We start from the raw sequence: 18,521 nt of genomic DNA, 5'->3' as shown, positions 1-18,521 counted from the left end.
TTAATTTGTTAAAAGTATAGTAGTGTTTAATGTTTAAGCTTCATTTGAAACTAAAATAGCAACACTAAATTAATGATCCTTTAATCTATTTTTACAAATTTTTCGTATTCATGACTCTCATAGCATTTAAGACTGCTAACAATGCAACTCCTACATCAGCAAATACTGCTTCCCACATTGTAGCAAGTCCACCGGCACCTAATATTAGGACAATTACTTTTACAACAAACGCCAAAGTAATATTCTGTAATACTATACGTCTCGTTTTCTTTGAAATATTTATTGCACTGATCAGTTTACTCGGTTCATCAGTCATTAGCACAACATCCGCAGCTTCAATAGCGGCATCAGATCCTAACCCCCCCATTGCAACGCCAACATCAGCTCTTGCTAAGACTGGGGCATCATTTATACCATCTCCAACAAAAACAACGCATCCTTTAGTGCTTTTTTGGTTATAAAGCAGCTCCAGTTTTTCTACCTTTTGATCGGGAAGTAGATCCGAATAAACTAAGTCCAATCCTAGTTGCTTACCAACTTTATCACCGATGATCTTATTATCGCCTGTCAGCATAACAGTCTTTTTTATACCGAGTGCTTTTAAGTCACCAACAAGTTTTTTAGAATCCTTTTTGATTTCATCTGAGATGACAATCGAACCTGCATAACTCCGATCTATCGCTATATATACAATTGTTCCAGGTTCATCATTTTCCAGTATGGCTATTTCTTTATCGGCCATCAGCTTTGCATTACCTGCAAAAATTTCCTTCCCTTTAATATTAACCTTTAATCCCAGGCCGGGTAGTTCTTCATGCGCTTCAATTACGCCTTTGTCAATTTCTTTGCCATAAGCTTTCATAATTGATTGAGCAATGGGATGGTTGGAATAATTTTCAGCATATGCAGCATACATTAAAAGCTCATCATTGGTTATGCCTTGGACCGCTTTAATTTCTGTTACTTTAAACACACCTTTTGTCAAGGTTCCAGTTTTATCAAATATTACAGTATCAACATTATTCAAAGCCTCTAGATAATTTCCACCTTTTATCAAGATACCATTTTTTGAAGCGCCTCCAATTCCACCAAAAAAGCCCAGCGGGATTGAAATAACCAATGCACAAGGACAAGAAATTACCAAAAAAACCAATGACCTGTAAATCCAGTCAGAAAAAGTTGCACCTTGGATAACTAAAGGCGGAATAATCGCAAGCGCTAAAGCTGCTACTACTACTATTGGGGTGTATACTCGCGCAAACTTTGTAATAAACTGTTCCGTAGGCGCTTTTCGACTGCTGGCGTTTTCAACCAGTTCCAAAATTCTTGATACCGTGGAATCGCCAAATTCTTTTTTAACTTCAATCGTTAATAACCCGTTTTTATTGATGAACCCTCCGTAGACTTCATTACCAACTTCTACTTCACGAGGAACGGACTCCCCCGTAAGTGCTGAAGTGTCCATCATGGATTTCCCTTCAACAACAACTCCATCAAGTGGTACTTTTTCACCTGGTTTCACAATAATATATTCTCCGATAAGCACATCCTCTGGAGAAACAATTTTGATATCATCCCCATCCTTTAAATTTGCGTAATCAGGTCTAATATCCATAAGTTCGGCAATCGATCGTCTGGACCTGTTTACCGCCAAATCCTGGAAGAATTCGCCCACTTGATAGAACAGCATTACTGCAACACCTTCTGGATATTGACCGATAGCAAATGCTCCTATCGTTGCGATTGACATCAGAAAACTTTCATCAAAAAGCTGTCCGTTTTTTATATCTTTAGCAGCTCGCAACACAACTTCTCCGCCAACTATCAAATACGCAACAAAATACAAAATAAATTCCACTGGTGTTTGGAATGTAAATATTAAAGCAATGGCAAACAACACCCCACCGATTGCTAATTTGACAAGCTCTTTCCTATTTTCATCACCAATTTCCACATGTTCCTCGGTAGCTTTTTTAGCTTCTTCGTTTACCATTACATCAGGCTCTATTTTTTTTACAATAAGTTTAATATCTTTTATTGCTGTTTCGAGATCTCTATTTCTTGTTTCAATATTAAGTTTACCCGTTGTAAAATCAACATTGGCGTTTTTTATGCTATCTAGTTCCTTGATTTTTCCTTCAATTTTCAAAGCACAATTAGCGCAATCAAGTCCTTCTAATACAAGTGTCTTTTTAATGTATTTATCATGCAACTTTTCAGACACAGTGACATCAGGTTCAATCTTATATACAATTTCCGTTACATGTTTAATAACAGATTCTTTCATATCAGCATTATCCAGTTCAATAGTCATAATTTTAGAGACGAAATTAAGCGTGGACTCTTTAACTCCCTCTATATTGTTCGCTTTATCATTAATTTTTGCCGCACAGACAGCACAATCCAAACCATCTAAAACAAGTTCAATTTTTGATTCTTCCATTATTGATCTCCTCCTTTTTTATTATCAACTATATTTCTACTTTTCGTTTATGTGTACCATCCCTTGATTAAATATTTGCTTAACGTGGTCATCATCCAATGAGTAGAATACTACTTTTCCTTCTTTTCTATTTTTCACAAGTTTTGCTTGTTTTAAAACCTTTAGCTGATGTGAAATGGCGGATTGTGTCATATTCAATAGAAATGCGATGTCACATACACACATCTCACTTTCAGCTAATGCCCACAATATTTTGATTCTTGTTGAATCTCCAAAAACCTTGAATAACTCAGCAAGATCATATAGGAGCTCTTCTTTTGGCATTTTATCCTTAACTTGCTTTACAACATCCTCATGGATTACATTACAATCACAACGTTCGATTGGATTCTCAATACGAATCATGTCATTCCCCTTACATTTAAAAGATTTATACATGAACAGCTATTCATGTATCGATTATACCTCTTTCATGGACTAATTGTCAATCAATATTTGAATAATTGTTCATATATTCATTTAAAATAAGATGTTCAGCTCCGAGTATAAAGTCTATGAGTACATTTATGACAAAGTTACATTGTTTCGGGAAGGGTAATATGGTATTGGCTACATATTTTATCAATCTTTACTTTCACAAACATTCAGAAATGATTTATAAGCAATACAATCATGTTTAATTGACATTTACGATCAAATCGATCTTTTTCATGTAAGTTGCTTTCTATGTATATATATTTCATTTATAAAAGAAACTAAAGTTCATAATAATGATTCTAACTTTTTTTACGTGTTATATGTCAAATTTTCGTTTTTTACGTGTTATATGTCAAAAAATCAAAAATTACCACTTATATGTCAAAATATTTTGACATATAAGTGGTAATAAAAAAAACGAATGGCTTTTTTATGGGATTTTTATAATTGAATTTTGTACGGGTTATATGTCAATGCACATTTATTTTGTGGACATCTAATTTTTAAAAATTCTATTTGCTTCCTTCAATAATAAATGATGTGACATAATTGTCAATCTTTTTTTCCGGCGACCAGTTTGTTAAGATTTCTTTGCTGTTATCTTTGGGGACCAGTTTGATATTCTGAAAGCCGGTATTTTCCATCATTGTCCTGATCGTAACGATATCCTCAGCACCAGCGATGCATCTGGCTACCATCGCAAGATCATTTTTGATAGCCGCTGGCAATTCAGCTGTAGCCACTACATCAGATTACGCCAACCGTTAGAACCCGATAAGCTTCTTTAAAAAGCTGCTCTTTTTCTAAAGATAAGTTAATCACGCAACTTGACATTATTACATCTTAAGACGCAAAAAAAGAAAAAAGACGCATCTAAACGTCTTTTTTATTACAAAATATGCAAATTCAATCACATGACCCAAGCTATCAAATTCGAGCTGACAGCTTAGCTAATTGTATTAAAACTTAGCAGCAACCACTGCCACCACATGAACAGCCGCCAGTTGATGATGTATTTTGTGATTTCTGAACCATCTTAATAATATCTTCTCTGGTCATGCCTGCCCACTCTGCAAAATTGGCATTAGATGGGTAGGTACCTTTCTGTCTGACTTCCCCATCCACCACCGTGATTGGCAAAGCTTCTGTTCCTTCGTTAGCAATGATATCGTTGACTTCTTTATTGGTAACAAAGGCCATCGGATCGCTGGAAAGATTGTAGCGGATAATTTTTCTCCCTTCGCCTTCGAGTTCATTTAAAAAGGTTGCCACTCTTAATAGTTCCTGGTCGACACCTGGTCCACATACACCGGTAGAGCAGCACATTGCTGGCTCATAAATTTCTACTTTACTCATTTTTCTTTCTCCATTTCGTAATATATTATTTTGAATCTTTGCTTAACATCTCTGATCCCAGATAGTCTGGTTACGGACAGCGGACAAAATTTCGAACCCATAGACAATCGGCGCAGGAAGGGGTGTTGAAATAGCAATCGTACTTGGTGTCTTCCACCAGGCTGCAGCCGCCCCTTAAATCACAGTCGATGCAGGAGGGGTACTGGTTATTATAAACTGTATGCCAAAAACTCTGATAGTCTTTTCCTTCGATTATCTCTTTCAGGGAACGTTCTTTGATATTGCCAAAAGAATGTTTGATGACCCTTTTTTTATCACCAAAGACGTATTCGTCATAACTGTTTGCCAGCCGATAGCAGGACATCACTTCCCCCTGGGTATCAATATAAATATAGCCCTTATCGATAAAGGTACAGCGTCGTTCGGTTTTTAATTCCATATCCGGGATATTTATTTTTATGTCGCGATAAGTAAATATTCTCTCCAGATAAGCCTTGCCTTCAGGATTTTCATAGCGGTTGTAAAAAATATCGTCAGCATCTTTTTCATTGATCGGCAGCAGATGAGAAAGCGATAAACGGTGAAAGCCGTAGTGTCGCATCATCTTCATGATGTCAAATAAGGCCTCGGCATTGCTTTTTGTCAGTACATAGGCCACCCCCACTTTCGGCGTCGGTGAATGGGTTTGTTTATGATAATTGGAGATGGTTTCAAAGGTTTTGATCAGTTGATCTTTGACCCCCTGGGTATCTTCGTGATACTGATCGGCTGAAAAATAGACTTCTGTAAATTTTTCGCAAAGTATTTTAGCATTTTCTTCGGTCATGATGCCGTTACTGGTCATCAGCAGTTTATAGTCTTCAAATAACTCGACCGCTTCTTTAAAATGGGGGTAAACTGTTGGCTCCCCGATCCCGCCGAAAAAAACTTCCGCCAGGGCGGGAAATTCTTTGACCTGTTCCCGGATCGATTTAAGCAACTCCAAATCCATATCACCTTCAACCGTATCCCAGGTATGCCGAAAACACATCTCACAATTCAAATTACAGCGATTTGTGAGTTCAATATAAATTCGTTTCAGTTCCATATTTGCCTCGCTTCATTCTTGTTCTCCCTAATGACAGGGGCTTAGAAAGTTTATAACGACTTACCTTATTTCCCCATCGATTTCATTATTTACACGATCAATGCAGTGATACTGTGGCAGGTTAATTCGCTGTTCCGATACTGACCCAGCTTATTTAATTCAGCCACCAGAAAATCTTCTTTACCTAATTCTGTTTCGAAAATTGCCGTCAGAAAGGGATGTTCGGCGAAAAGCAGGTCTTTGATTTTGTAATAGGCAAATTTATTCTCGCGACGACTTTCCAAAAAACCGGCATCGCTCATTAAGCGCAGATGTTTGGACAAATTAGATTGCGAAATACCTAATAAATACTCCAGTTCGCAAACACATAATTCCTGCACATAAAGTAAATTCAGAATTCGCAAACGATTGGTATCCGACAATACTTTAAGTATTTCGATGACTGTCATTTTTTCCTCCATTTTTTTCAGTTCATTACGGGGGGCCGGTGACGGCAGATACGTTCTTTACAAATCTAAGCTAGCAGTTGTTTGATTTAGCTGCATGATGGTAACACTCAAACAACCTTTTGCAAAGTCGCATAATCATCATGCTCACGCACTACTTTTTGAATTAACAGCAACCAGAAGCCTGGGCGGTGTCTTCAACAACCAGCTTACCTTCTTCATTTATTTTTAAAGTAACCGTATTGGTTTTAAGCACTGCTTCGCCTTCCATCAGCACGTTAATTCCATTAACAAGAACGGGTTGATCGTCTGCTTTTTTATTGGTAAAAGTAAAATAAAGGGAGCTGCCACAACAGCCTTGTTGCAGGGTTGCCTGGAGTGAATCCTGGCCGTTTTCTTTTAACATTTCTTCCAATACCACTTTTGCTTCATCTGTAATAATCATTTTATTTCTCCTTTTGTATTATATTTATTTGTATTAAATTTTATTTGATTACGTTAGTTTGCTGTCTGTCAAAACAGACTGGTTATTTTTTCCAGGGAATAACCACGTAATTGCCATTGGTGTCTTCAGCGATGCGCTTAATCCATTTTTGTTCGTTATTGGCTCTGGCCCGCAAAAACGGATCTTTGGTATCGGTAGCCAACAGGCTGGCGTTCATCACCCACCATTTGCTCAGAATCCCGGCCCGTTTTAAATCGGCTTCTAACCGGAGGGCCTCAAAAACTGGGGTTGCTTCTGGCAGGGCGACAATAACAACTTCGGTTTCGGCCTGGTTTTGCAGCCGTGGTAGCAGATTGACGACGGAATCCGGAATATCGGCATTGGAGCGCTGCATTTCTTTATGATAGCTTTCAGTAGAGTTGAGTAGCAGCAGGGTATGTCCGGTGGGGGCGGTGTCAATGACAACCACCCCATCTTCAGCTTTTTCGACCTGTTCCGCAAAGGCTCTGAATACAGCAATTTCCTGGGTACAGGGCGATTCCAGGTCTTCAATGATATAGTCGATGTCATCTTGACTCATGTTAGCTGCTTTGGCTTTGCCAATGACTTCATCCCGATATTTATTGAGTTCTTCGGCTTCATCAATATTACTGACGGTGATATTTTCCCCGCCCATGGTTGCGGCACTGAGATGACCGGCCGGGTCGGTGGTGGTCAGGTAAACCTTTTTGCCCATTTTTGAAAGGCCCAGTGCAATCGCAGCGGCAATGGTGGTTTTACCGACGCCGCCTTTACCCATGGTAAAGATGACTTTTTTGTTGGAATCAGCCAGGTCTTTGACCAGGTTTTCCAAACCGGGTAATCCGCTGATTTTCTGTACTTGCTCTGCTTCAATCGCGTCGTCTTCAGTAAACAGGCGACGAATGTTGTCGACCCCGGCAACGTTATAGGCCCGTAATGGCAGGGTGTAAATATCCAGGGTTTTTAAGCTGTTGGGAATATTTTTAACGGCATCTTTTTGCTTACCATAGAAAGCAGTGGCAATGTCATCGGACCGGTCAAAGTTTTCCAGGGCCCCATTGATGATCAAGATTTGATTGTCGACCCCAATTTCTTTGAGTTCCTTAGATGCTCTGGCCGCTTCGGCCAGTGGCGATGGTTCGGGACGGGAAACCAGTATCAGGGTCGTCTTGTCGCCATCGGATAAGGTTCGCACGGCTTTTTCATACATTTTCTTTTGTTCGGTCAAACCCGATAACTGCCCCAGGCAGGAAGCGCCGTGGGTACTTTCATCAATAAAGCTATCCCAGGCTGATGGCAGTTGCAGCATTCTGAGGGTGTGTCCGGTGGGGGCGGTATCAAAGATAATATAATCATAGTCTTGACTCATTTTTTCATCGGTGATGAAGCGGGAAAATTCGTTAAAGGCCGCAATCTCAACGGTGCATGAACCGGCCAGCTGTTCTTCCATGCTGGCAATGGCCACATCGGGTAGTTTTCCCCGATAAGGGCCAACGACTGATTCCTTATACTCTTCAGCGGCCTGGATCGGATCCAGGTTGGCAACCACGAGATTGGGGACATTCTTAATCGGTACTCCTTGACCGGTTAATGCGGTTTCAAAAACATCCTGTAAATTTGACGCCGGATCGGTGCTGACGAGAAATACACGCTTGCCCTGATCAGCAAGACTCACTGCCGTGGCACAGGCTGTGGAGGTTTTGCCGACGCCGCCTTTGCCGGTATAGAATAAATATTTTGTTAAGCTTACCTGATCGGGTGAAAAATTCTTATACATGATAATCCTTCTTTCTTATATGAATGTATCTTCATATGTCTTATTAATCATATGATAATTCATTCATGTAACTAAGTCAAGCGTTTTTTGCTCATCTTAAATATCTTTAAAATTTTTACAAACGCATCTTAACTTTATTAATTGATTTTCCATGGACATCATGAAGGGCTTCCATGATCGCTTCGGACAGGGTCGGGTGCGGATGAATCACCTCCCCAAGAACTTCTGCCGTTAAGCCGAGGTGGACGGCCATGGTCAATTCGGCCAACAGGTCGGTGGCCTCTGGTCCGATAATCGAGGCCCCAATGATCACATCCTCCTGATTGACAATAATTTTAACCTGGCCCTGAATTTTCCCGATGATCTGGGCTTTACCCAGTGATCGGAAATCAAAACTGCCGGTTTTATACTTGATCCCCTTAATCTGGGCTTCTTTTTCGGTTAACCCGACTGCGGCAACCTGGGGGTCGGTATAAACACATCGGGGGATCGCTTTATGGGCGCCGGATTTATTGTGCCCCAGCATATTTTCGGCGGCAATAATCCCCTCTTTTGAGGCGACATGGGCCAAATATGGGCTGTTAATCAGATCACCGACGGCATAAATACCGGCAACACTGGTTTCCAGATGATCATTAACTTCAATATGCCCCCTGGGATCAACAGCGATTCCCAATGCTTCCAGATTCAGTCCACTTGCAAAGCTGGCCCGCCCAATGGCTAGCAACAGCATTTCGGCTGCTAAGGTTTTGCCATCTGCCAATGTCACCACGACTCCAGCGTCGGAAACCGCCACATTGGACACACTGTTGGCGGTGATGACTTTTATTTTTTCTCGTTTGAATTGCCGCATGACTTGTTTGGCGACATCCTCATCCTCGGAGGGCAGCAGCTGTGGGGCCATTTCGACAATCGTGATCTGGGTCCCCATCCGACTAAAAAACTGCCCCAGTTCACAACCGATGACGCCGCCGCCAACAATAATCATCGATTTGGGCGGCTGTTGCAGTGACAGGGCCTCGGTACTGGTAATTACCCGCTCACCATCATAGTGAAACAGTTCCGGACAGATCGGGACGGACCCGGTGGCCAGTAGGATTTTATCACTGACCAGGGTTTCAAGCCCGCCATCGATTAACTCGACGCTGACGGTATGGGCATCGATCAGTCGGCCAGTCCCTCGCACCAGCGTAACCCCATTTGATTCAAAAAGAAATTCAATTCCCTTAACCAAACCGGATACCAGCTTGTCTTTGCGTTCGATTACCTGATTTAGATCGGCAAAAGTATGCTCATTAAATACCCCGAATTTCTCAGCTTCCAACGAGGTCGTCAATACATCGGCCGAAGCCAGTAAGGCCTTGGTTGGAATACAGCCCACATTGAGGCAGGTTCCCCCGACCCTGTTTTTTTCGACAACGGTCACTTCTGCCCCTAACTTAGCTGCCATAATGGCAGCTTCATAGCCACCGGGGCCAGCACCAATAATTGTAATTTTCATGGTATCTCCTTGTATTTGTCTGAAATATTTATGTAACGATAATGAAGCCAGTGCCGTCATAAAATTACGGTTACTGATATGATCTATTTTTCTCCCAATTATGTCAACTGTTAATTTCTTGCCCTGTTTTTAAGTAAAATCATGGAAATCCGATTTTAATCAACCCAAATTCTACCTGTTAAATTTATTGACGAATTTATTTTTAGCGCTTATGATAAAAGAGATAACTAAGGATATTATTAAATGATTATAGAAGGAGACATATATGGATATTTATCTGGATAATGCGGCCACCACCTTTCCCAAGCCACTGGCCGTTCCTGATGCGATTTATGATTATATTGTCAATAATGGCGGGACTTCTGGACGCGGCTCCTACGAAAAGGCGATTCTGGCCGATGGCCTGGTTTATCAGACCAGAAAAAGTCTGGCCAAATTGTTCAACCACAACGACCCCAAAACAGTGGTGTTTACTTCTTCCGTTACGGAATCGTTAAATCTGGCCCTTCAGGGTATTTTAAAACCTGGCGATCATGTCGTCACCAGTGCGCTGGAGCATAATGCTGTCTGGCGCTGTCTGAAAACCCTGGAGCGGGATCGGGGCATTACGATTTCAGTGGTTCCGGCCACGGCTCAGGGCGAAACGGCGATCGAGGATGTGGAAGCGGCGATCACGCCGGAAACCCGGATGATTGTTTTTACCCATGCTTCCAATGTACTGGGAACAATTCAACCGATTGGCGAGATCGGCGCTTTAGCCCGCAAGCAGAACCTGCTTTTTCTGGTGGATGCCGCCCAGACGGCGGGGGTGATTCCCATTGATGTCCAGGCCCAGAATATCGATCTGCTGGCCTTTACCGGCCACAAAAGCCTGTTGGGGCCAATGGGTACCGGCGGCCTGGTTGTCAATTGCGAGGCTGAAATTCATCCCCTTATCTCCGGCGGGACCGGCGGAGATTCAGCCTATGAATACCAGCCGGATTATTATCCCAACCATCTGGAAGCCGGTACCATGAATGTCAGCGGCATCATCGGTCTGGGGGCCGCACTTTCGTTTCTTGAGGCTGAAGGCCTGGCGACAATCCGTCATAAAGAGGATGCTCTGATGGATTATGCCCTCAATGCGTTAAGTACGGTGCCGGGAATCGAAATTTACGGTCCCCGGGATTCTTCCAAAAGTGTTGGCGTGATTCCGTTTAATCTCGAAGGTCACGTCCCCGAAGAAATCGCCTTTTATCTGGATCAGGAATGTCAGGTGATGATCCGTGCTGGCTTACATTGCGCCCCCAGTGCCCATCGTCTGATTGGGACGGTGAGCCGGGGCAGCTGTCGCATCGGGATTGGCTATTTCAATGAACCGGCGCATATCGATGCCCTGGTTAATGGCTTGAAATCATATTTAAAGGAGAATAACTAATGTACCTCGAAACCATCAGTCTTATTTACATCAAACCCTGCACCACCGGGGGCGGTCGGATTAAATTTCGGGCGAAGCTCAGCAATCCGGTTCCTGACGTCATGCCCTATCTCAATACGGTGATTAAAACCGGCCTTTATATTCCGTCGGCCCAAACCTTTACCTATAAGATCGGCAGTCATATTATCAATATCCACGATCGCAATCTTACCTGTACCCAGTTAACCAATGAAGCCCAATGTTATGAAATGATCGATCATATTTATAATCTGATCAATGACACCTGGTCGAATCGAGAAAATATTGAACCCAATGAGGAAACCCGGGAGCGCCCCAGTGCGATACAGCTTTATAAATTGTTGCCCAAGAAAATCGGCTGTAAGGTCTGTGGCCAGGGTTCCTGCATGGCCTTTGCCTCCAAACTGATATTAGGCAGCTGTCGGCTGAACCAGTGTAGCCTGATGAAAGAGGATGAATATGCTCCCAATTATCTAAGCCTCGAAGCCCATCTGCAGCTGCTGGGTTATGAAACCGACTGAGTCCGTTAAACCAGAATAATCATCTTAACCCAAAAGCCAGATCGTCTTTGTCAATGATCTGGCTTTTTTGATGATGGTTTTGTTATTGTTTGGCTAAAATATCGTCAAATATCTGACAGGTTATAGCAGCGGTTTTGTTGACATACTCATGGTGTTCGTCGGTTAGATGACGGGTCGACAAGGGCTTTTCCAGGGCTTTGTCTTCGCCGATAATCTCGGCCACATCGACGCTACCAGCAACCTGATTGCTGTATTTTTCAATGGCCCGTTTGGCACAGCATTTGGAACAGCCATCGACGGCGATGGTCGGATATTTTTCGGCAAATTCCCGTTCGCCGCCATCACCAGCGATAAATAAGGGCAGACAAAGGGTCGATACCATCCCCGGTTTGAGTTCTTCCATCATTTTACGCACTGCCAGCCGGGAAATGGTCCCCCCCAGGCACTCTTCACCGCTGCAGGAAATAATCCCAATTTTATTGTTTATCATAGCAAGTCACCCCCACCTTTTATTTCTTTAACATCAGCAGCTAAAATTTCGGCCAGTTCTTCGGCATAGTTCCAACCGTCTTGAGTAAGGGCAGTTCCCGTACCATGTTCTTCGCCGCGATGGGCTTTCATAAAATCGGGAACCTTATGACTTTTAACGACAACGCCGCCGGTTTCTTCGACACTTTTTTTAGCGCAGTATTTGGCACAACCATCCATGGTGATGCAGGATTTGCCGTTAATCTTGGCCACGACCTCATCATCACCGGTGACCACATGGGCCAGGCAGAGGGTCTCGGTGTCGTTGGGACACTTTTCCTCAGTTACCATTAATACCGATTCTCTGGCCAGTAAACCAAATACTTTGCCAATTCCGCTGCAGGGGATTACTTTTATTTTAGACATCGATTTCTGCTACCTTTCGTTGTAAAAATTCAAAATAGGCCGGGCAATCGTGGAGAAGATCCTGATCTTCGGAAAAATCACGGAGTTTCACTTCCACCAGCCAGCCTTTTTCGTAGGGACTTTCGTTGACCTGTTCCGGGGCATCATTTAAACTGCTATTGACAGCCACCACAGTACCAGAAACCGGTGAAATAATTTCGAATACCGCTTTGCTGGACTCGATGCTGCCTAAATCGTCAAACTGTTCAAACTCATCGCCGATTTCCGGCGGGTCGACATAGAGAATGTCTGACAGGTTCTGTTGTACATAATCACTGACCCCCACCCGAGCCATATTTCCGGACACGGTCACCCAACAGTCGTTTTCATTGAAGAAATAATTGCTTTGGGGGACCTTGAAAATAAATTTTCCATGGGAAAAGCTGTTATACTCAACCGCTTCCGGTTCAATAAACTCCGACTCCGCCTGATCAGCGGCACTACTATTTACTTTTGCCAAGACAGCCTGGACAACCGCCCGGGTGTCATCATTTTCCTGAATGTCGACCCCCAGTTTGATATCCAGGGTTTTGGCGACTTCACTGACATTGACTTTGTCCTTGATGGCCAGTTCCAGATCGCCAGCCAGTTTACTGGCACAGCGGGTATTGCAGCCATCGATGACGGTTAAATCGCCAGCGGCCAGGGCTTTTTCGTAGCGGCTGCGGTTCTGATTTAATAACACCGGACAGATCAGCGCTACTTCTGCTGACTGGGCCAGCTCCAGGGCCACCCGCCGGGACAGATCCCCGGCGCATTTATCCAGGCCGTTACAGGGTAATACACAAATTGACTCACTCATTGGCTTCAGCCTCTTTTTCTGCCGCTTTTTCTGCCTTACGGATGGCTTTGATCATCTTGGTGGTTTCGGTTTTATCCGGAAAGGTAATGGCATCCGGACCACAGGTTTTGGCACAGGCCCGACAGAAAACCACACAGTTATTGGGGTTTTTGACCTTTAACTTGGGTTTGGCATTCTCATCGACTTCAAAAACCTGATGGGGGCAGAATTTCACACAGTCCATACAATCGTTGCATTTTGAAAAATCAATACGGGGAGACCAGTCAATCCGATCCCGTTCGACACCCATAAAAGTTGATTCACTCATGGCTACACCTCATATCCCATTTCTTCCAGTTTGTTTTCTACCACTTCAAAGGCTTTTTCGTTGGTCATATCACGGATGTCCAGCATTACGGCATCTTCTTCAATGTTAAGGCCGGCTTCTTTAAAGGCATCCTTGAACATTTTCCGTTGCATATTGGGGGCACAGGCGCCAATGATTACTTTGCGATGGGACTTTAAAAAATCAGCCAGAAAACGATCGCCATCTTCTTCGCACAGTTGTGGATGAATAAAGGCGTATTCCACCGGCAACTCGACCCGTACCTGGTTGATGAAATCCCAAATATCCATGGCTTGAAAGCCAGGACATTTTCCGGTACAGACACACATAATAAAACCTGGTAATTCTTGACTCATATCTTCCACCTCGTTTATAATATAATTAAATGCTTATGGTTGAATTCATTATACGCCTCTCGGTTATGGGTGTCAAGGGCAATAGATTAAGTTTGCATTTTTATAAGTGATTGCTTATAATGTTATAAAACCCATTCCGTTGTCAACCCTTTTAGCTGTGGAATCAGTTTAAAAATATCGAAAAGAGGTCAATTATGAATAGCGAAGATCTTTCTGTCAAAATATTCAAAGCGCTGGGTCATCCCATCCGCTTACAAATAGTAAAATCACTTCTGGACCAATCACGTTGTGTTTGTGAACTTCTGCCTGCTTTTGATTATAGTCAGGCAAATCTCTCCCAGCATTTAAAAATTCTGCGTGAAGCGGGCATTCTGGAAAATAAAAAAATTGGGGTTGAAATGCATTATCGGGTAAAGTTAAAAGGCATCACAACACTGTTGGAAATTATGGATCAAACTGTTGAAGAATATTTTGAAACCCTGGATTTTAAATAAACCGCACGAAAGTAGGTAACGCATATGAAATTAAAAATTTATCCCTGTCCCGGGCATTGCAATGTCAGTATGATGACCAAAACTGTGGCCCAGTATTTTGGTATTATTGATGAGGAAAACATCACCATCCTCCCCCATGTCAGCATGAACATTCTCGCAGAGGTTGCAGCGGCCGGTGATGATGAAAAATACATTTCTTTGAATGGCTGTCCGTCGACCTGTGCGTCGATGGCATATGAAGATATGGGGTATGAACTCTATGACGAAATTGTGATGACTCCCGATTATGATATTAAACATAATGAGAAATATCAGAATCTGGACGATATTGAGGCCGAAATCGAACACGTTCAGCAGGCCCTTGATAAAATATTAGCCAGTAACTGAGCAATTACAGGAGTGAATTATTTTGCTCACGATATTAATCGCTAAACTAAAGCATTCAGCAGAACACCCGGTAAGCATCGCACCCGCTTCCGGGTGTGTTTTGATTGTTTTAAAAGTTTCTGAGCAGTTTAAAAATTTAACATAACCAATCTCGCTGGCATCCTTTAATTATGTTATGCTTACAGTCAAATCTTTGTTGCAAGGAGTCAGAAATATGATTAAAGTACTATTTGTCTGTGTCCATAATTCCGCCCGCAGCCAGATGGCCGAAGCTTTTTTAAATGATTTGGGGAAAGACTATTTCATCGCCGAAAGTGCCGGCCTGGAACCGGGCACCATCAATCCCCTGATTGTCAAGGTGATGGCAGAAGTCGGCTATGATCTCAGTCAAAACACGACCAATTCGGTGTTTGATTATTTTAAAGAGGGGCGCCTCTATTCCATAATCGTTAAGGTCTGCGACCTGGAAAATGGTCAACGCTGCCCGATTTTTCCGCTGGCTATGAATGTCCTCGACTGGACCTTTGAAGATCCGGCTGATTTTACTGGTACTGAGGAGGAGCAGCTGGAACAAGCACGCCATTTACGCTATAAAATCCGGGAAAACGTCATCGATCTGATTAACACCTACAAAGATTCGATTTAGCTTATATCAAACAGGAGAAATTAATGAACAAACCCAAAGTTGCATTTATCTGTGTCCATAATTCCTGCCGCAGCCAGATGGCCGAAGCCCTGGCAAAGAAATTTGCCAGTGATGTCTTTGAAAGCTATTCAGCCGGCACCGAGACCAAACCGCAAATCAACCAGGATGCCGTCCGCCTGATTAAAGCCCACTACGGCATTGATATGGAAGCGACCCAGCACTCCAAGTTGCTGACAGATCTGCCACCGATTGAAATTGTCATCAAAATGGGCTGCAATGTCGTCTGCCCCTACCTGCCCAGCCGCTATACTGAAGATTGGGGACTGGATGATCCCTCCGGCAAAAGTGACGCCGAATTTCTGGCGATTATTGCTCAAATTGAGGAAAAGGTCAAGAATCTGGCTGACCGCATCAGCAATAAAGCCCTCAGTATTTAAAGTCCTGAACTGGCCCACCCTTTCCTAATAAAAAAAGTGCTGACAGCGCTTTTGAGGTTGTCGAAAAACTACCGTACCGACCAATGACCAAGGGGTCAGACCCTTGTCAATCTGTTGTCCGCTCCGATGCGTAGGGTCTGTTCCTAGGTCACAACATGATACACAATTGTCGGTACTGGTTAGCTTTTTGACAGTCTGAAAATTGCAGTTAGCACTTTTTTATCTCTTATCAGCAGCCTTTGATCCAGCCTTCTTTCAGGGAGGCGATAAAACAAAAGGAAAAAATCGTTTTACCAATTTCCGCCATCTGTCGGGCATCCTCAAGATGCGCCCCATCGGCTTTATTGATCAGCAGAATGCGATCAACAGCCGGTCCAAAGTGGGGATCAAGCTTGGTACGAGAAAAGGTTGCAAGGGTCCGTTTTAAGGCCGTTTCATCAAAAAACAGCTCTTCCCCATCAAACAGCTGGGAGCGATGAAATAGGGTTTCATCGATTGGTCGCTTAAAGGTTTCAGCTCCCATCACATGAATGATTTTGGTGGTCAGGGTCGGAATGGCTGGCTCGTAGTCGGCATAGAATTTGTAGGGGCGGCGATTGGAACCATCTCCTTCATTAATAATTACCAGTGGGGATAGCGCCTGATGAAGCTTGTACAGATCGGCATCATCAAAGCCAGCAATTTTCTGCTGGGCGACTTCTTCCCGGCCAATGATCCATTCTTTGGCTGGGTCTTTTTTTATTTCGGCTATAATGGTATCGATATCCGGATCAATCAGCAGCTGCGCCGGGTTTACATCGGCCACACAGATTTTGGCGGTGGTGGTGATCACATGGGCCTGGCCAGCGGCAGTAAGTTCCCGGCCCAGGGCAAACATCAGGGAGGTCTTACCGCCGCCACCAGTAATGGTGATGACCTCTGTCTCGGTTATTTGAAAAGTATCGATTAGATTCAAGGTATTCTCCTTCCGCAAAAGCTTTTTTTCTAACAACACTATTATTATATGACAAAAATGCGATGTTTAAAACGATCTTTTGCTTTTTTGAGAAGTCAACCAAACAACCATCAGACAACAAAAAAAAGACCCTCAAACGAATGAAGGTCTATGCAGCATAAAAATGTGAATCGTTTATCTTTGTCCATGATATTGCATACCTGTCCCATCCTGTGGTTGGGTTCCGAGATCACAAACACCATAATCAGAGTTTTTCCAGCAAACGGTCAAATACTTGTTATCAGATGCTTGTTACTCGGCCCGTTCCCGGATAAATAGACGGATCGGGGTGCCGAAGAAATCAAAGGTTTCGCGAATCTTGTTTTCCAGATATCGCTGATAGGAAAAATGAACCAGGGTCATGTCATTAACAAAGACCACAAAGGTTGGTGGATTGATGGCCACCTGGGAGGCATAATAAAGCTTTAAACGACGGCCATGTTTGGAGGGAGGCTGTTTCATCATCACAAATTCGGCCAGGGCTTCGTTAACCTTTCCGGTGGTGATCCGTTTGGCGCTTTGGGCCTTTACAAATTCAATGGTTTCAAATATTTTTCCCAGGCGCTGTCCAGTTTTGGCCGAGATGAAAATGATTGGCGCATAGTCCATAAAGGATAGGGCATCGCGGATGTCCCCTTCCATCTTTTTCATGGTTTTATTGTCTTTTTCGACAGCATCCCATTTGTTGACGATAATAACTGATGGTTTGGAACGATTATGAGCAATTCCGGCAATTTTGGCATCCTGTTCGGTGACGCCCTGGGAGCCGTCAATCAGAATCAGGACGATCTGACTGCGTTCGACGGCGGCAATGGCCCGGACAATGCTGTAACGCTCAATATCTTCATAGATTTTTTTCTTGCGCCGTAATCCGGCGGTGTCAATCAGGACGTAATCTTCGCCATCATAGCGGACGCTGGTATCGACGGCATCCCGGGTGGTGCCGGGAATATCGCTGACAATCAGCCGATCTTCGCCAAGCACCTTGTTAATCAGGGTCGATTTGCCGACGTTGGGCTTGCCGATGACGGCCACCCGCAGGCGCTCATCTTCGGACTCGTCTTCATCGTAATAACGCTTGACGCGGTTAATGATCTCATCGAGAAAATCCCCCAGTCCCAACCCCTGTTCTGCCGAAATGGCCAGCGGTTCACCGATACCGAGGTTGTAAAACTCAAAGACGTTGTTTTCCAGGCTCTGACTGTCAACTTTATTAACGGCCAGTATCACATCCTTGTCGTGTTTACGGATCATATTGGCGACTTCCAGATCGGAGGCAGTCATCCCTTCCCGACCATCAACCAGGAGGACAATCAGATCGGCCATATCAATGGCCACCTCGGCCTGAACCCGCATCTGCAAGAGGATGTCATCCTTGGTGTGGGGTTCAATACCGCCGGTGTCAATCAGGGTGAAGTGGTGGTTTTGCCATTCAGCGTCGGCAATGATCCGGTCCCGGGTTACCCCGGGGGTGTCTTCGACAATGGCGATTCGTTCGCCGACTAATTTATTAAACAGGGTGGACTTGCCCACATTGGGACGGCCCACCACTGCGACGATAGGTTTTGGCATAATTCTTCCTCATTTCATTTATTATCATTTTGCGAAAATTACAAAAGTGCTTTGAGCTTTTTTTGG

22 protein-coding genes are annotated in these 18,521 nt (G+C 43.5%); 6 read left to right on the top strand and 16 right to left on the bottom strand.

Annotated features, from left to right (window positions below; translation table 11 throughout):
• Nucleotides 1-91: 91 nt before the first annotated feature.
• The 9 genes from ACWI_RS10620 to lpdA all read right to left on the bottom strand — a co-directional run bounded on the left by ACWI_RS10620 (nt 92) and on the right by lpdA (nt 9,553).
• Entirely contained in the window at nt 92-2,443 is a 2,352-nt protein-coding gene (locus ACWI_RS10620; protein WP_084504829.1) for a heavy metal translocating P-type ATPase, read from the bottom strand.
• Between the two features lie 36 nt (nt 2,444-2,479).
• Entirely contained in the window at nt 2,480-2,848 is a 369-nt protein-coding gene (locus ACWI_RS10615) for an ArsR/SmtB family transcription factor (protein WP_026393202.1), read from the bottom strand.
• 584 nt (nt 2,849-3,432) lie between these two features.
• Nucleotides 3,433-3,663, bottom strand: a complete 231-nt coding sequence (locus tag ACWI_RS10610) for a class I SAM-dependent methyltransferase (protein ID WP_139142354.1) — start codon at nt 3,661-3,663, stop codon at nt 3,433-3,435.
• A 223-nt stretch (nt 3,664-3,886) separates the two neighbouring features.
• A complete protein-coding gene (arsD, locus tag ACWI_RS10605; RefSeq protein WP_070371417.1) occupies nt 3,887-4,276 on the bottom strand; it encodes an arsenite efflux transporter metallochaperone ArsD in 390 nt (129 codons plus the stop codon).
• A gap of 70 nt (nt 4,277-4,346) precedes the next feature.
• A complete protein-coding gene (locus tag ACWI_RS10600; protein ID WP_070371416.1) occupies nt 4,347-5,363 on the bottom strand; it encodes a radical SAM protein in 1,017 nt (338 codons plus the stop codon).
• Nucleotides 5,364-5,452: 89 nt separating this feature from the next.
• The gene (locus ACWI_RS10595) at nt 5,453-5,812 is read right to left on the bottom strand and encodes an ArsR/SmtB family transcription factor (RefSeq protein ID WP_070371415.1); all 360 of its coding nucleotides are present in this window, start codon (nt 5,810-5,812) and stop codon (nt 5,453-5,455) included.
• Between the two features lie 163 nt (nt 5,813-5,975).
• Entirely contained in the window at nt 5,976-6,254 is a 279-nt protein-coding gene (locus ACWI_RS10590) for a hypothetical protein (protein WP_070371414.1), read from the bottom strand.
• 82 nt (nt 6,255-6,336) lie between these two features.
• Nucleotides 6,337-8,052, bottom strand: a complete 1,716-nt coding sequence (gene arsA, locus ACWI_RS10585) for an arsenical pump-driving ATPase (protein WP_070371413.1) — start codon at nt 8,050-8,052, stop codon at nt 6,337-6,339.
• 115 nt (nt 8,053-8,167) lie between these two features.
• Nucleotides 8,168-9,553 (bottom strand): dihydrolipoyl dehydrogenase, encoded by a 1,386-nt coding sequence (gene lpdA, locus ACWI_RS10580; protein WP_070371412.1) that lies wholly within the window; start codon nt 9,551-9,553, stop codon nt 8,168-8,170.
• Between the two features lie 265 nt (nt 9,554-9,818).
• On the opposite strand from lpdA, the gene ACWI_RS10575 reads away from it, so the two are divergent.
• Together ACWI_RS10575 and ACWI_RS10570 are read left to right on the top strand one after the other, a co-directional pair.
• Nucleotides 9,819-10,970, top strand: a complete 1,152-nt coding sequence (locus tag ACWI_RS10575; RefSeq protein ID WP_070371411.1) for an aminotransferase class V-fold PLP-dependent enzyme — start codon at nt 9,819-9,821, stop codon at nt 10,968-10,970.
• Nucleotides 10,970-11,509 (top strand): (Fe-S)-binding protein, encoded by a 540-nt coding sequence (locus tag ACWI_RS10570; RefSeq protein WP_070371410.1) that lies wholly within the window; start codon nt 10,970-10,972, stop codon nt 11,507-11,509. Before ACWI_RS10575 ends, ACWI_RS10570 begins: the two co-directional genes overlap by 1 nt.
• Nucleotides 11,510-11,591: 82 nt before the next feature.
• On the opposite strand, the gene ACWI_RS10565 is transcribed toward ACWI_RS10570, so the two are convergent.
• Genes ACWI_RS10565 through ACWI_RS10545 form a run of 5 tightly spaced genes read right to left on the bottom strand, consistent with a single transcriptional unit; the run spans nt 11,592 to nt 13,925 of the window.
• Entirely contained in the window at nt 11,592-11,999 is a 408-nt protein-coding gene (locus ACWI_RS10565; RefSeq protein ID WP_070371409.1) for a putative zinc-binding protein, read from the bottom strand.
• Entirely contained in the window at nt 11,996-12,403 is a 408-nt protein-coding gene (locus ACWI_RS10560; RefSeq protein WP_070371408.1) for a putative zinc-binding protein, read from the bottom strand. Before ACWI_RS10560 ends, ACWI_RS10565 begins: the two co-directional genes overlap by 4 nt.
• Nucleotides 12,396-13,244, bottom strand: coding sequence for a glycine cleavage system protein GcvH (gcvH, locus tag ACWI_RS18530; RefSeq protein WP_084633630.1), 849 nt, complete (start codon nt 13,242-13,244; stop codon nt 12,396-12,398). The genes ACWI_RS10560 and gcvH overlap by 8 nt, the downstream gene beginning before the upstream one ends.
• Nucleotides 13,237-13,551, bottom strand: a complete 315-nt coding sequence (locus tag ACWI_RS10550; RefSeq protein ID WP_070371407.1) for a 4Fe-4S dicluster domain-containing protein — start codon at nt 13,549-13,551, stop codon at nt 13,237-13,239. The genes gcvH and ACWI_RS10550 overlap by 8 nt, the downstream gene beginning before the upstream one ends.
• 2 nt (nt 13,552-13,553) lie before the next feature.
• Nucleotides 13,554-13,925 carry a hypothetical protein gene (locus ACWI_RS10545; protein ID WP_070371406.1) on the bottom strand — a complete coding sequence of 124 codons (372 nt, stop codon included), beginning with the start codon at nt 13,923-13,925 and terminating at the stop codon, nt 13,554-13,556.
• A gap of 194 nt (nt 13,926-14,119) precedes the next feature.
• Here ACWI_RS10545 and ACWI_RS10540 point away from each other — a divergent pair, with 194 nt between their 5' ends.
• The 4 genes from ACWI_RS10540 to ACWI_RS10525 all read left to right on the top strand — a co-directional run bounded on the left by ACWI_RS10540 (nt 14,120) and on the right by ACWI_RS10525 (nt 15,889).
• Complete coding sequence (locus ACWI_RS10540; RefSeq protein ID WP_070371405.1) at nt 14,120-14,419, top strand: ArsR/SmtB family transcription factor; 300 nt, start codon at nt 14,120-14,122, stop codon at nt 14,417-14,419.
• Nucleotides 14,420-14,443: 24 nt separating this feature from the next.
• Complete coding sequence (locus ACWI_RS10535; protein ID WP_070371404.1) at nt 14,444-14,806, top strand: putative zinc-binding protein; 363 nt, start codon at nt 14,444-14,446, stop codon at nt 14,804-14,806.
• Nucleotides 14,807-15,020: 214 nt separating this feature from the next.
• On the top strand, nt 15,021-15,452 hold the full coding sequence (locus ACWI_RS10530) for an arsenate reductase ArsC (RefSeq protein ID WP_070371403.1): 432 nt from the start codon (nt 15,021-15,023) through the stop codon (nt 15,450-15,452).
• 23 nt (nt 15,453-15,475) lie between these two features.
• A complete protein-coding gene (locus ACWI_RS10525; RefSeq protein ID WP_070371402.1) occupies nt 15,476-15,889 on the top strand; it encodes an arsenate reductase ArsC in 414 nt (137 codons plus the stop codon).
• Nucleotides 15,890-16,118: 229 nt separating this feature from the next.
• Here ACWI_RS10525 and yqeC read toward each other — a convergent pair whose 3' ends face one another.
• Entirely contained in the window at nt 16,119-16,844 is a 726-nt protein-coding gene (gene yqeC / locus ACWI_RS10520; RefSeq protein ID WP_070371401.1) for a selenium cofactor biosynthesis protein YqeC, read from the bottom strand.
• 291 nt (nt 16,845-17,135) lie between these two features.
• Nucleotides 17,136-18,455: a ribosome biogenesis GTPase Der gene (der, locus tag ACWI_RS10515; RefSeq protein ID WP_070371400.1), complete on the bottom strand. Its 1,320-nt coding sequence runs from the start codon at nt 18,453-18,455 to the stop codon at nt 17,136-17,138.
• Between the last annotated feature and the right edge of the window lie 66 nt (nt 18,456-18,521).

It is taken from the genome of Acetobacterium wieringae (assembly GCF_001766835.1).
Taxonomy (GTDB): Bacteria; Bacillota; Clostridia; order Eubacteriales; family Eubacteriaceae; genus Acetobacterium; species Acetobacterium wieringae.
The sequence above is the reverse complement of the archived record's forward strand: the minus strand, read 5'-3'. Positions and strand labels throughout refer to the sequence as shown.